The 13,477-nt window shown below is 48.0% G+C and carries 13 protein-coding genes, 2 tRNA genes and 2 rRNA genes (1 of these 17 cut by a window edge); 3 read left to right on the forward strand and 14 right to left on the reverse strand.

Annotation, left to right across the window (positions count from 1 at the left end; translation table 11 throughout):
• Positions 1–22 precede the first annotated feature (22 nt).
• From MHI54_RS05785 to MHI54_RS05795, 3 genes are read right to left on the reverse strand one after another with little or no spacing between them, the layout of a single operon-like run.
• Positions 23–685 (reverse strand): haloacid dehalogenase type II, encoded by a 663-nt coding sequence (locus MHI54_RS05785; protein WP_095216895.1) that lies wholly within the window; start codon positions 683–685, stop codon positions 23–25.
• Positions 678–2,105 carry an MDR family MFS transporter gene (locus MHI54_RS05790; RefSeq protein ID WP_340082600.1) on the reverse strand — a complete coding sequence of 476 codons (1,428 nt, stop codon included), beginning with the start codon at positions 2,103–2,105 and terminating at the stop codon, positions 678–680. Before MHI54_RS05790 ends, MHI54_RS05785 begins: the two co-directional genes overlap by 8 nt.
• Before the next feature lie 49 nt (positions 2,106–2,154).
• On the reverse strand, positions 2,155–2,577 hold the full coding sequence (locus tag MHI54_RS05795; protein ID WP_158221576.1) for a universal stress protein: 423 nt from the start codon (positions 2,575–2,577) through the stop codon (positions 2,155–2,157).
• Positions 2,578–2,750: 173 nt separating this feature from the next.
• On the opposite strand from MHI54_RS05795, the gene MHI54_RS05800 reads away from it, so the two are divergent.
• A complete protein-coding gene (locus tag MHI54_RS05800) occupies positions 2,751–3,131 on the forward strand; it encodes a hypothetical protein (protein ID WP_095216898.1) in 381 nt (126 codons plus the stop codon).
• A 39-nt stretch (positions 3,132–3,170) separates the two neighbouring features.
• Here MHI54_RS05800 and fetB read toward each other — a convergent pair whose 3' ends face one another.
• The 3 genes from fetB to MHI54_RS05815 all read right to left on the reverse strand — a co-directional run bounded on the left by fetB (position 3,171) and on the right by MHI54_RS05815 (position 5,401).
• A complete protein-coding gene (gene fetB / locus MHI54_RS05805; RefSeq protein WP_340082602.1) occupies positions 3,171–3,923 on the reverse strand; it encodes an iron export ABC transporter permease subunit FetB in 753 nt (250 codons plus the stop codon).
• The gene (locus MHI54_RS05810) at positions 3,920–4,645 is read right to left on the reverse strand and encodes a phosphate ABC transporter ATP-binding protein (protein WP_340082604.1); all 726 of its coding nucleotides are present in this window, start codon (positions 4,643–4,645) and stop codon (positions 3,920–3,922) included. Before MHI54_RS05810 ends, fetB begins: the two co-directional genes overlap by 4 nt.
• Before the next feature lie 129 nt (positions 4,646–4,774).
• Complete coding sequence (locus MHI54_RS05815; RefSeq protein ID WP_093727117.1) at positions 4,775–5,401, reverse strand: redox-sensing transcriptional repressor Rex; 627 nt, start codon at positions 5,399–5,401, stop codon at positions 4,775–4,777.
• A gap of 452 nt (positions 5,402–5,853) precedes the next feature.
• On the opposite strand from MHI54_RS05815, the gene MHI54_RS05820 reads away from it, so the two are divergent.
• Positions 5,854–7,809 (forward strand): ABC-F family ATP-binding cassette domain-containing protein, encoded by a 1,956-nt coding sequence (locus MHI54_RS05820; protein WP_340082607.1) that lies wholly within the window; start codon positions 5,854–5,856, stop codon positions 7,807–7,809.
• A gap of 196 nt (positions 7,810–8,005) precedes the next feature.
• Here the strand turns inward: MHI54_RS05820 and tsaD are convergent, their stop codons facing one another.
• Genes tsaD through tsaE form a run of 4 tightly spaced genes read right to left on the reverse strand, consistent with a single transcriptional unit; the run spans position 8,006 to position 10,582 of the window.
• Positions 8,006–9,013, reverse strand: a complete 1,008-nt coding sequence (gene tsaD / locus MHI54_RS05825; protein WP_095216902.1) for a tRNA (adenosine(37)-N6)-threonylcarbamoyltransferase complex transferase subunit TsaD — start codon at positions 9,011–9,013, stop codon at positions 8,006–8,008.
• Positions 9,010–9,486 (reverse strand): ribosomal protein S18-alanine N-acetyltransferase, encoded by a 477-nt coding sequence (gene rimI, locus MHI54_RS05830; protein ID WP_340082609.1) that lies wholly within the window; start codon positions 9,484–9,486, stop codon positions 9,010–9,012. Before rimI ends, tsaD begins: the two co-directional genes overlap by 4 nt.
• Positions 9,456–10,154 carry a tRNA (adenosine(37)-N6)-threonylcarbamoyltransferase complex dimerization subunit type 1 TsaB gene (gene tsaB, locus MHI54_RS05835; RefSeq protein ID WP_095216903.1) on the reverse strand — a complete coding sequence of 233 codons (699 nt, stop codon included), beginning with the start codon at positions 10,152–10,154 and terminating at the stop codon, positions 9,456–9,458. The genes rimI and tsaB overlap by 31 nt, the downstream gene beginning before the upstream one ends.
• Complete coding sequence (gene tsaE / locus MHI54_RS05840) at positions 10,151–10,582, reverse strand: tRNA (adenosine(37)-N6)-threonylcarbamoyltransferase complex ATPase subunit type 1 TsaE (RefSeq protein WP_233135132.1); 432 nt, start codon at positions 10,580–10,582, stop codon at positions 10,151–10,153. The genes tsaB and tsaE overlap by 4 nt, the downstream gene beginning before the upstream one ends.
• 161 nt (positions 10,583–10,743) lie before the next feature.
• On the opposite strand from tsaE, the gene MHI54_RS05845 reads away from it, so the two are divergent.
• The gene (locus MHI54_RS05845) at positions 10,744–11,526 is read left to right on the forward strand and encodes a hypothetical protein (protein WP_340082614.1); all 783 of its coding nucleotides are present in this window, start codon (positions 10,744–10,746) and stop codon (positions 11,524–11,526) included.
• 47 nt (positions 11,527–11,573) lie between these two features.
• Here MHI54_RS05845 and MHI54_RS05850 read toward each other — a convergent pair.
• The 4 genes from MHI54_RS05850 to MHI54_RS05865 form a co-directional block, all read right to left on the reverse strand.
• A tRNA-Asp gene (locus MHI54_RS05850) sits at positions 11,574–11,650 on the reverse strand.
• Positions 11,651–11,724: 74 nt separating this feature from the next.
• Positions 11,725–11,799, reverse strand: a tRNA-Met gene (locus tag MHI54_RS05855).
• Positions 11,800–11,820: 21 nt separating this feature from the next.
• A 5S ribosomal RNA gene (gene rrf / locus MHI54_RS05860) occupies positions 11,821–11,933 on the reverse strand.
• A 236-nt stretch (positions 11,934–12,169) separates the two neighbouring features.
• A 23S ribosomal RNA gene (locus MHI54_RS05865) occupies positions 12,170–13,477 on the reverse strand; it runs 1,617 nt beyond the window's last position.

Below are 13,477 nucleotides of genomic sequence, written 5' to 3' on the forward strand. Positions count from 1 at the left end.
CGATTTCTCCAGGTGTTTCTTGTTACCATTCGCTTTTTACATCCTTCAGATCTTCATATACCTTATCCGGTGCCTGCCCCAATTTCTCGGCTGGTGTTCCTTTACGATCAATCCAAGCTGTATGAAAGCCGAAATTCTTCGCACCGGCAATATCCCAGCCATTCGAGGATAAAAAGAGCAGCTCTTCCCGCTTCACATCCAATCGCTTCAATAAATAAGCATAAGAAGCAGTGGCTGGCTTGTATTGTTTTATTTCATCGACACTGATGATCATATCGAAGTATGCATCAAGCTTCGCATGCCCTAAGAGCGGTTTCAGCATACTATCGGGTCCATTTGAAAAAACAACGAGCTGCCTGTCTTGGAAATACTGCAGTACTTCTTCTGTTTCTTCATAGGGAAGCAGCCGGTTATAGGCATCCATCAATTCCAGGATCAGTTTGTCAGTATAACTGCATCCATGCATCTCCAAGGTATACTGCAGAGCATCTCTTGTTACATTGGTAAAAGGCTCATACTGCCCCATAAGCTGGCGGAGGAAAGCATATTCCAGCTGCTTATTTCTCCATGCAGCCGCTATGGCCTCGCCTTTTCCCGGAAAATGCCGATCGCACGCCTCCTGCACACTATGGACATCGAACAGCGTACCGTACACATCGAAAGCAATCGCTTTTATATCAGCCATTGGAAACTCCTTTCTCCTTTTGTTCCTGCTTCTTCTCCGTTTTGTACCGCATGATGAAAGATATCGGAACCATGACAAGCATCAGGATACCGGAAATGACAAACGCCTCATTGATCGTTTGCAGACTTGCCTGCTGTGCAGCCTCCCCTGCCGCCGTCAAATGTGCTCGGCGCACCTCGAAATAGATGCTGAAAAACACGATTCCGAAAGCTGAAAACATTTGACGAAGGACATTGTTCATCGCAGAACCTTGCGAGACAAGATGCTCTGGTATGTCGTTCATACCTGCAGTCGTGGCTGGCATATTACTCAGGCCCAATCCCGCTCCTCTGATCATATTGATGACAAGGATCAGCCAGAAAGGCGTAGATAAATGCAAGTTCCCGATCAGGAAAGTGGATATTGCCAAAATCAACAAACCAGGCGGGACGACCCATCGCGGCCCTTTTTTATCCAATAGCCGGCCTCCCAGTGACATCATGCCCCCGCTCAGCAATGCTGCCGGCAGAAAGAGCAATCCTGTCTGTATCTCACTGAGACCGTAAACATTTTGGATCAGCAGCGGCAATAGGAAAATCCCTGAGAACAGCCCGATGGATGCTGTCGCTGTCACTGCTATCGAAACCGCATAGGTTGGATTACGGAAGAGCGATAGCTCCAATAGCGGCTGATCCTTTCGTCGTTCGTAAAAAACAAAAATCGCTATCGCTGTCATACCTGCAGCAATAAGCGCCAAATTAGATGGCGATACAAGCACATCCAATGTCTGCCCGCGTCCCAATGCATACAGAACCAAGCCAATGCCAAGCGTCACGAACACAAAACCGCCTTTATCGAAGCGGCGCTTCGGATCAGGCACAGTCGATTTCAAGTAGCGGCTGGCCATCAATAAACCGAGAAGGCCAAATGGGAGGTTGAAAGCGAACAGAAAAGGCCAGGGGAAGTAAGCAATCAATACACCGCCGACTGTCGGTCCGATGGCAGGAGCCACCATCGCCGCCACACCATATACACCGACAGCAAGACCGCGTTCCTGCTTCGGGAAGGCTTGGAAAATGAGTGCCATCGAAATCGGCATCATCAAACCGCCGCCGATACCTTGGATAAAGCGTGCCGCGATGACGAATGGCAGACTGCCGGAAAAGATCCCAAAGACGGACCCCGCCAGGAAAACGACGAGACCCAGCAAGTAAATCGACTTCTTGCCGAATCGATCTCCCAAGTAACCTGTGACAGGCATGGTCATTCCCATTGCCACCATGAAAATCGTCAGGATCCAGCCCCCACTGACAGCATTGGCATCGAAAGTGGCAATCAGCGATGGCAACGCCGGATTAAGCATACTATTATTCAAAATGACAGTGAATGTCCCGAATAGGACAGCAACAACGACCAACCATTTGGATTCTAGTTTACCCACATGCATGCTCCCTACCGTTCTTTCGCTTTGCCGCGGTTGTCAGCGCTTTCTATTTCACGACCAATACTGGGCATTTCGCTCTTTTTATCACCTCGGTACTCACACTTCCTACCACTAGCTTTTGGAATCCGTTCAAGCCGCGCGTCCCAATGACAACCAAGTCAAACGCATCATTGTTGGCTTTATTGGCAATCATTTTTCCGGCATCGCCTCGTTCGATCGTACGGGTATAAGGGATATTCGCATTCCGAAGCTTCTCTTCATTAGGCTGGATGCGCAGCTCCCCATCACGATGCACATCATCGGGCTTCACCTGCTGCAGAACGATCTCACTATTCTTTATCTCCTGCAAAGCATTGACTACTTCAAGCTGTACAGGATGTGCACTTGCCTGACAGATTTTGATTACTTCCTCTGTCGCTCGGATCGAGTGCTCCGAACCGTCGACGGCCAAAAGAATCTTTTCGTACATAATAGCGCCTCCTCCAAAACCATGATAGTAGCCATTTCCCCTAAAATGATCCACACAAACGAGAAGACAAAAAAGCTTCGGCACCCGAAATTTCATTGTATGAAATTAACAATAACATTAAATATCCATTTGGAAAAGTATGAGATGATGGAGAAAAGATCGGGGGCTTACATATGATTGCCAAGACTATCAGTTTCATTGTTATATGCCTTTTGATTACCGGAGTGGTTGTCTGGACATTTGCTGCCTTCGATGAGAAGACAGTCATTAAGGATAAGATCGAACGGATAGAAGTATACAAGGCAGAAGCAGCAGAGCCATCAGAAACGATTACCGACAAAGGATACATCGAGGGTTTACTGAAATGCATCAATGAATGTGAGCGCGAGGAAATGAGCCAGGAGGCGTCCTACGCAGCTGCTGATGTGAACCTTATTTTATATGGAGAAAAGGCCGATTATGAAGTCGGCGTTTGGCAGCAGGCAGGGACCGTCAGCTTCGTCTATGATGCCGCTATAATCGATAGCGATTTGGAACCTTTCCCTGTAAAATAGAAAGCCGCCCAACCAAGGGGCGGCATTTTTTATCATTGGTTATCTATTCTCGATAATTTGCATCCGCTCATTGAACCTCGTCGGATAAGATAAAAAGCCCAGCATGATACTTGTCACGATTGCAGTTGTCAGCAAAAGAAACAGAATGAGCAGCTGGAACATGACTGCCTGGAGCGGATCGGCTCCGGCAATGATCTGCCCGCTCATCATACCAGGCAGCTGAACAAGACCTATCGTTTTTTGGCTCTCGATGGTGGGGATCGTGCTTGCCTTGATTGACGCAAGCAATGATTGCTGGATCGCTTGTTTCGGTGTACCGCCCAGTGATAAAATGAGCTCCATCTCCTCTTTTCTGGATGCCACTTCCGCAGTGAAGCGATTCAGGAACAAAATGCCCAGCACCATCGAGTTCCCTATCACCATCCCGCTTAACGGAATGATATATTGCGCAGTCGGCGGTGTGATCCGCAGCCCCAATAATATCCCTTGTGTCAGTATTTCAATAACAATGAAGGTAAGCACCAGCTTCCAGGTGATGCCTCTGATGGATGCCCCTTTTTTCCTGGCGTTTTGTGTTGCTGCACCGATCATCAGTGCCACCATCAGGAGGATATACATGATATTTTCCGAATCGAAGATGAACTGCAATACATATCCGACTGCAAACAGCTGGATGATGGAACGAATGGTGGCAACGAGTGTATCCTTTTCAAGTCCCAGCCGCAATGTCTTGGACAGAGCAAGCGGGATCAGGACAAATATCAAAGTAAGCAACATGGCTTGTACAGTCATTTTTCCGCCTCCATGACAAAGCTTCTGACAGCTTCATTCCCCGGATCATCCAATAATTCAATGGCCCCCGCTTCGGCAATTCCCCCATCCATCATGACCCAGACTTCATCGGCCACCGACTGTGCCTGCTGAAGGCTATGCGTGATCCAGATGACAGTGGTTCCATGCTCTTTATTGATCCGTTTAATGAGATTCTCGATATCCTGCTTGGAAACTCGGTCCAAAGAAGATGTGATCTCATCCAGCAGCAGGATTTCCGGCTTGTTCAGCAATGTCCGGGCGATGGAGACCTTTTGCTTTTGCCCGCCTGACAAATCCCTGCTGTTTTGATCCAATATATCCCGCTCCAGTCCCACTAACCTGGTGATTTGTTCTGCCCTGTCATTTGACAGCCCCTTTCCAGCTAACTGCAGCGGCAATTCCAAATTATCCCGGACACTGCCCTCAAGCATGATTGCCTGCTGGAGGACGACGCCCACATGACGGCGCAGGGCAACCGGATCATACTGTGCAATATCCTTTCCATCGATCAGGATGCTCCCGCTTGTTGGTGACAGCATACCATTGCATAACCGAAAAAGTGATGTCTTTCCAGCACCTGAGGGGCCAATGACTGCTGTAATCCTGCCTTTGGTGAAGCTGCCCGTTACATTGCGGATGATTTCATGCTTATTTATTTCATACGTCACTTTCTGTAAAGTGATGGCGGCTTGCTGGCACATTCTTTTACGTCCCTTCTTTTCCTGATACCTTTCCCCAGTCTAACCGAGTAAAACGCATTAAGGAAGTATGATCATCAGTGAATTTATGTAAGAAAAAACACCTCTGCTTGAGAGGTGCGGGAATTGGAATTAATAGTGCTTCAAAAAATAAACCAATGACTGCAATTCGATTGCCAGATCGATATGATGCACACGGATATTGCTGGGCACTGCGATACGCGCAGGGGTAAAATTCAGGATTCCGGCAATACCGCATTCGACAAGGCGGTCCGTGATTGCTTGGGCAGCATGCGCCGGCACCGTCAGGATAGCTGCGCTTACATTGCCGATATATTTCTCTAAGTCATCGATATGGTAGACGGGGACCCCGCCGATATTATGATCCACTTTTCCGGGATCGGTATCGAATGCCATTTCGATTTTTGTATTGTTATTTTTCGTGAAATTATAATGCAGGAATGCTGTACCAAGATTACCGACCCCGATAAGTGCCACTTTCGTGATCTCGTCTTGATCCAGTGTCTTCCGGAAGAAGTTCAGCAAGTACTCTACATTATAGCCATAGCCCTTTTTGCCAAGTGCTCCGAAATAGGAAAAGTCACGGCGGATTGTGGCCGAGTCGACTTTCACCGATTCACTGAGTTCCTTCGAGGAAACCCTTGTTTTGCCTTGCAGATGCAGGCTGTTAAGGAACCGATAATAAAGGGGCAGCCGCTTTGCCGTAGCTTTTGGTATTTTATTTTGATCCATATACATGCTCATTTTTCCTCCTAAAGCCTGCAGCTTCCAAAAGCGAACTTCGTGCAGCCATGCAGCTGGTCAAAAAGGCCTCTCGGACTAGAACAGCATGGTTCTGTTACCTTTTCTGAATATGACCAGCCCCATTCCGAGTAGACGGTATGATGGGTTGCAGACAGGTTCCCTTCCGGCATCTGCAAGGAGTTACAGATGCTGCCTGCGGCTTCGTCCTTGAATTGTTACGATATGATACTTTCACAAAGTACGATTATAGTTAACACCTTATTCTAACAGATAAGAGAAGGAAAGTCTTGTACAGATTCACAAAGAAGATGAGATTGGGGCATCTTGTCTCCATTTTAACAAATCCATTCACGATGTCCATCCGCATGAAAGCGTATACGCGCAGGAATTCGGCGCTTGCTACTGTTTTGTCACATAGGATACACTGATAGTATGAGGTGAACAAGATGATTTTATTGCAAGCGAACAATATTACAAAACTATTTGGCGCAGATGTCATTTTATCAAATATAAAGCTGGAAGTACAAACACAGGATCGTTTGGCCATCGTCGGTCGCAACGGTGCCGGTAAATCGACATTGCTGAAGATCCTGGCAGGGGAGTTGAGTTCTGACGAGGGGAATGTATTCCTGTCAAAAGATGCTACCCTAGGTTATTTGGAACAGCATACAGGCTTGGAGTCCGAAAAGAGCATCTTGGAGGAAATGAAGACCGTCTTTGCTGATTTGATCCAGCAGGAAGAAGAATTACGCCGTCTGGAAGCAAAGATGGGCGACCCCGATCTTATTTCCGATGAAGCGGCTTACCAGCAGCTATTGACGAATTATGATACAAAACAGCAGGCTTTCCGCCTGAATGGAGGCTATCAATATGAAGCGGATATCCGCTCCGTATTGAACGGGCTTAATTTCGGCGATAAAGATCTGTCCACCCCTATCGGTTCCTTGAGCGGCGGACAGAAAACCCGGCTTGCCTTAGGGAAGCTGCTGCTTCAAAAACCGGATGTATTGATACTGGATGAGCCGACCAACCATCTGGACATTTCCACGCTGGACTGGCTGGAAGGTTATTTGAGCAGCTATCAGGGAGCTGTCGTAGTCGTATCGCACGACCGTTATTTCCTCGACAAAACAGTCAATACCGTCATTGAGATAGCCCATAATCACTCTGTCCGTTATAAAGGAAATTACAGCAGCTATCTGGAACAGAAAGCTGCCAATTTTGAACGGGAAATGAAGCAATACGAAAAGCAGCAGGCCGAAATCAAAAAGATGGAGGAATTCGTCCAAAAGAATATTGCCCGTGCTACAACCACCAAACGGGCTCAAAGCAGACGCAAGCAACTGGAAAAAATGGAACGAATCGATCGTCCGCTCCAGGATGCATCATCTGCAAGACTCACATTCGATATCGATAGACGCAGCGGGAATGATGTATTGAAAGTGAAGGACTTGGCTTATCAATACCCGGAGAGTGCCTCCCCTGTCTTCGAGCATGTCACCTTCCATATGAACCGTCAGGATCGCATTGCCCTTACTGGTCCGAACGGAACTGGTAAAACGACATTGCTCAAGACAATCATCGGAAAGCTTCCCGCTAAATCCGGACAAGTAGAGCTGGGTACCGGCGTCAGCATCGGATATTATGATCAGGAACAGACTGAACTCCATTCTTCCAAGACCGTTCTGGCTGAGCTTTGGGATGAATATCCGCTTATGGACGAAAAGGATATCCGGACCATCCTCGGTAATTTCCTATTCACTGGCGATGACGTCCTGAAAGTGGTCAATACATTGAGCGGTGGGGAAAAAGCCCGCCTCGCACTGGCCAAGCTCATGATGCAGAAATCGAATCTGTTAATCATGGATGAACCTACCAACCACTTGGATCTGGATAGCAAGGAAGTATTGGAGAGTGCATTGGCTGATTACCCTGGCACCATCCTCTTTGTCTCCCATGACCGATACTTTATGAACAAAATTGCCACACAGGTGCTGGAACTTGCAGACAAACAGATAGTTTCCTACCTAGGCAACTATGATTATTTCCTTGAGAAGAAGCAGGAGCAGCAGGAAATTGCGGAATTGGAGGCATCTGCTGCAGAAACGAAGCAGTCATCTGCCAGACAGGAGAATAAATCCACTTATCACCAGGACAAGGCACTCAAGCGGGAAATCCGGAAACGCGAAAGACGCATTGCCGAGCTGGAAGAAAAGATCGCCGAATTGGAGACAGAGATCGAAAGCAATGAGACATTGCTCACAGATCCGGAAATCTTCCAGGATTATCAGAAAGCACAGGAGATCACCGAGAAGAATGAGCAGCTGCAGGCGACTTTAATGGAAGTGATGGAAGAATGGGAAACACTAAGCGAAGAGCACGAAAGTTATGCACAGGACTGAATAGGTTTACATCGTTGATTTAATGGGATATACACAAACTTATACACATTATACACAATATCCACAGCTATTTCGTGCTGTTTTATCCACTTCTATACCTGATACTAATAGCGGGTTTTAAGAAGTTATACACAATCATTGGCTTATCTGTGAATAAAAAAAGCATCGTTTTCTTGATCGAAAACGATGCTTTTTTTCATAACGGCATGGATGCTCTTGCATTCATGGACATATCAGCAAATTTCCCTCGGTGATACAGGATGGAAGCAGCTGCTCCGATCATAGCCGCATTATCTGTACATAAAGCCAGCGGCGGAATAAGCAGTTCTGCCTGCTTGTCTGCAAATGCTTCTTCCAAAGAAGCTCGCAGCCCTTTATTTGCAGCGACACCACCTGCGACGATGATTTGCTTCGCACCGAACTCTTCGGCCGCGCGAATTGTCTTGCCTACGAGCACATCCACGACGCTTGCCTGGAAGCTCGCAGCTACATCGGCAGGCGGCAATGTTTCTCCTTTTTGTTTGGCATTATGCAGTGTATTGATCACAGCAGATTTCAACCCGGAAAAACTGAAGTCATAGCTTCCCGGCTCCAGCCACGCACGGGGGAAATCAATCGACTGTTCTCCTTCAGCTGCCAGCTTATCAATCCGGGGACCTCCCGGATAGGGCAGCTGTAATGTTCTGGCCACTTTGTCATATGCCTCTCCAGCTGCGTCATCACGCGTTTCTCCGATAACCTCGAAACTGCCATGCTCCTGCATGAGGACAAGCTCGGTATGACCGCCTGAAACGACTAATGCAAGCAGCGGAAACGCAAACTCCTGCTCCAGTCGATTGGCATAAATATGACCAGCAATATGATGGACACCGATCAAAGGCTTACCAAGGGAAAATGCCAGTGCTTTGGCAGCATTCACCCCGACCAGCAATGCACCGATAAGGCCAGGTCCCTGCGTAACAGCAATGGCGTCCAAATCTTCTTTTTGGATACCTGCCTGCCGGATAGCTTCTTCAATGACGAGCGTTATCTGTTCCACATGATGCCTGGATGCTATTTCCGGTACTACACCGCCAAAGCGCTTATGACTTTCGATTTGGGAAGCAACGATATTCGATCTGATCACCCTTCCCCCTTCAATGACGGCAGCTGCTGTTTCATCACAGCTAGTTTCTATTGCTAAGATAAGTTCTGATGTTTTCATAAATTCACCCACATTACAATCGCATCTTCTTGATTGTCTGTATAATAGTTTTTCCGAATGCCACCCGGCACCAATCCGAATTTCCGATATAAATGCTGCGCCGGTATATTGGATACGCGTACTTCAAGAGACAAACGGTAAGCACCTGCAAAGATTGCCTGCTCCAAGACATGCGCAAACAGCTTCTCACCCAGTTTTTGTCCCCTGTACTCAGGAAGGATCGCGATATTCGTTATCTGTGCCTCATCGATGACAAGCCACATCCCGCAATAACCAGCAATTACACCATCGCTTTCAATGACAAAATAATTTGCAAAGTTATTCTCGGTGATCTCTCGTTCAAAGATGTCCATGGACCATGGTACAGCAAATGATGCTGTCTCGATTGCATAGACAGCCGGCACATCGGCTAATCGCATCGGACGGACCGTTACTTGCGCACTCACTTCTGCTGCTCCTGCTGTTTCAGCCAATTTGATTCCGCCTCCGTCATCCGGACATAGTTCGGTACAATCCGATGCACATCATCCGTTTTCTTTGCAGCCCCGATTTGGGCCAGGACGGAAGGCCGCGCATAATGTACAGCGCCGTCCGGAATAACTGCTTTCTCACCTAACATCTCCGTGATCATACTGCGATACATTTCGATATCCGGACTCAAGAATAGAATTTTCCCTTCTCTTGTCCGCAGTTGTTCGAGCCAATCCGAAAAAAGAGGATTAACTGCTTCCTCAGCCTGCTCAAAAGACGCCTCATTACTGGCGTAAAGGGCTGTATATACCTGCCCCCTGCGTGCATCAAAGAAAGGACAGACATAACCAGGGAATAACTCCCCTTGACTGGCAAGCCCCTCAAGGCTTGAAACACCAATCACATCGATGCCAAGTGCCCATGCCATTGTCTTGGCAGTGGCCATACTGATTCGCACACCTGTATAGGAACCAGGTCCTTGTCCGACGACAATCCGATCCAAGTCGGCTGGTGCCGTTTTTGTTTCTTTCATCAATTGTTCGATTGCCGGAAGCAAACGAACAGAGTGATCCCTGTGACCATGCATGACATGTTCACCCAATGTTACACCATCCTTCACAATCGCTACTCCCAGCAGCTGATTGGATGTATCCATGGCTAATATATTCATTCCATTAACTCCTTACAAAGCTTTTCATAACGTTCACCGATGGGCTTAAGCATGATCGTCCTTCCTTCTCCATCATGCTTGAGCGTAAGCTCCAATCGCTCCTTTGGCAAGTACTCTTCAATGAATTGCGCCCATTCCACAATGGAAACACCTTCACCTGAAAAATATTCTTCAAAACCAATATCTTCCTCACTGTCCTCCAGCCGGTATACATCCATATGATATAACGGCAGGCGTCCGTCGTATTCCTTGATAATGGTGAAAGTTGGGCTGTTGATCGTCCGTTTCACACCCAGACCAGCTCCAATCGCTTTTGTCAGTGTCGTCTTACCTGCACCAAGGTCACCTTCCATTGTAATGATGTCTCCTGGCTGTAGCAGTTCAGCAAGCTGCCGGCCGAACGAATTGGTTTCTTCTATTGTATGCATCGTCTTCCTTAAATGGGTCATTACCATCACCTGACTCGCTTTCTTTATTCATCTATTTATCATAGCAAAGTATAGCCTAAAAGCAAAAGCACCAGAAACAAAAAGGCTTTCCTGAATTTATGGAGAATAGTTATACTATCAGCTAATAAAGGAGCATGCATATGGAAGCATTGGAACAGATGTACAGCTACAGCTGGAATGGTGAAATGAAATCCTATTTGGATCAAGTCGATCTGCACAGATACCAACATATATGGATCGGGCGTTTCGGCGGCAGCATTGCACACGGCGCCTATAAGAATGAGGATGCTTGTCTCATCTTTACAGGGAGCGATTGGGAGCTTGCAGCCATCATGGGAGCAGAGCACACTGTCGAAAGTGCTGCCTTCATTGCCGACTCGCTTATCCTTAGACAGAGGAAAATCATTGAAACTCTTGAGGAAGATGTTTCCAGCGCAATCAAAAAGATCGACAGCTTTCTCATGAGTATGTTCAATAGTGTCCGTTTCCGATCGACTGCCGCCAAGGTGAATGGGAATAGCTCTTGTTTGATTGCCGTGCGAAAAGCAGGCTATTTGTATTGGCTGTCCATCGGCGAGAATGCACTTTTTCATTTGTCATCCATCTCGGATCATTCGAGCTCCATCCAGTTGAATCAGCAAAACCGTTCCAGTCGAATCGGCGCTGACAATACCTTCGATCAAGAGGTGCCTGCCTATAATATGGGAATAATACCTCTCGCAGACGGAAGCAATCATATCTTATTGTCTACAATAGGTTTGCAATGCTTCCCAGTTTCCCCATATAAAAATGCATCCCGTTTGCAACGTGCTTTTAATAAGAGCGAGAGCGCACCACATTTCCTGCAGACATTGCTAAGAAATGCCCAAGCTGCAGGTGCGGCGGAAAGCATTACACTGATGTGCTGGGAAATACACATATAAAAAAAGCTTTAGGATTAACTCCTAAAGCTTTTGAATGATCTTATGTATGGCGGTCCGGACGGGACTCGAACCCGCGACCTCCTGCGTGACAGGCAGGCATTCTAACCAACTGAACTACCGGACCAAAACTGCTGCTACTATGTATTAGTGCATGATCATTTGGTTGCACTCTTCGAGTACTTCCATTTAATGATGAATTGGTTGCGGGGGCAGGATTTGAACCTGCGACCTTCGGGTTATGAGCCCGACGAGCTACCCCTGCTCCACCCCGCGACAATAATAAGTGAATATTCGGCCTGGCAGCGTCCTACTCTCGCAGGGCGAACCCAACTACCATCGGCGCTGAAGAGCTTAACTGCTGTGTTCGGCATGGGAACAGGTGTGACCTCTTCGCTATTACCACCAGACCTGGCTTATCTTTTCCAAAGACAAAATTTATTATACTTTATCTCAATCGAAAAAACAAGTTTGAAGTGTAAACCTTCAAAACTAGATAAGAAACATTGATGCTGCACATCTCTCATGCGTGCCAAGCACCGGAGTGCTTGGTCTTTGGCGTTGACTTACTAAGGGATCTGGCGCTGCGGCTAGATCCAGCTCCAAAGGCCATAGTTTCTAAACGGCCTTTTCCGCTTTTCGTTTTTTAGTTAAGTCCTCGATCGATTAGTATTCGTCAGCTGCACGTGTCACCACGCTTCCACCTCGAACCTATCTACCTCATCGTCTCTGAGGGATCTTACTCATTTAAAATGATGGGAAGTCTCATCTTGAGGGGGGCTTCATGCTTAGATGCTTTCAGCACTTATCCCTTCCGCACGTAGCTACCCAGCTGTGCTCCTGGCGGAACAACTGGTGCACCAGCGGTGCGTCCATCCCGGTCCTCTCGTACTAAGGACAGCTCCTCTCAAACTTCCAACGCCCACGACGGATAGGGACCGAACTGTCTCACGACGTTCTGAACCCAGCTCGCGTACCGCTTTAATGGGCGAACAGCCCAACCCTTGGGACCGACTACAGCCCCAGGATGCGATGAGCCGACATCGAGGTGCCAAACCTCCCCGTCGATGTGGACTCTTGGGGGAGATAAGCCTGTTATCCCCGGGGTAGCTTTTATCCGTTGAGCGACGGCCCTTCCATACGGCACCGCCGGATCACTAAGCCCGACTTTCGTCCCTGCTCGACTTGTAGGTCTCGCAGTCAAGCTCCCTTCTGCCTTTGCACGCTACGAATGATTTCCAACCATTCTGAGGGAACCTTTGGGCGCCTCCGTTACTCTTTGGGAGGCGACCGCCCCAGTCAAACTGCCCACCTGACACTGTCTCCGAACCGGATGACGGTTCTGGGTTAGAATGTCAATACAGCCAGGGTGGTATCCCACGGATGCCTCCGCCGAAGCTGGCGCTCCGGTTTCCAAGGCTCCCACCTATCCTGTACAAGCTGTACCAACATTCCATATCAGGCTACAGTAAAGCTCCACGGGGTCTTTCCGTCCTGTCGCGGGTAATGCGCATCTTCACGCATAGTATAATTTCACCGGGTCTCTCGTTGAGACAGTGCCCAAGTCGTTGCACCTTTCGTGCGGGTCGGAACTTACCCGACAAGGAATTTCGCTACCTTAGGACCGTTATAGTTACGGCCGCCGTTTACTGGGGCTTCGGTTCACAGCTTCGGGACGAAGTCCCTAACCATTCCCCTTAACCTTCCAGCACCGGGCAGGTGTCAGCCCCTATACTTCGCCTTACGGCTTTGCAGAGACCTGTGTTTTTGCTAAACAGTCGCTTGGGCCTTTTCACTGCGGCTTCTCCTAAAAAGAAGCACCCCTTCTCCCGAAGTTACGGGGTCATTTTGCCGAGTTCCTTAACGAGAGTTCTCCCGATCATCTTCGGTTACTCACCGTGCCTACCTGTGTCGGTTTGCGGTACGGGCACCTATTTCCTCACTAGAGGCTTTT

It is taken from the genome of Terribacillus sp. FSL K6-0262, assembly GCF_037977385.1.
In the GTDB taxonomy this organism is placed as follows: domain Bacteria; phylum Bacillota; class Bacilli; order Bacillales; family Amphibacillaceae; genus Terribacillus.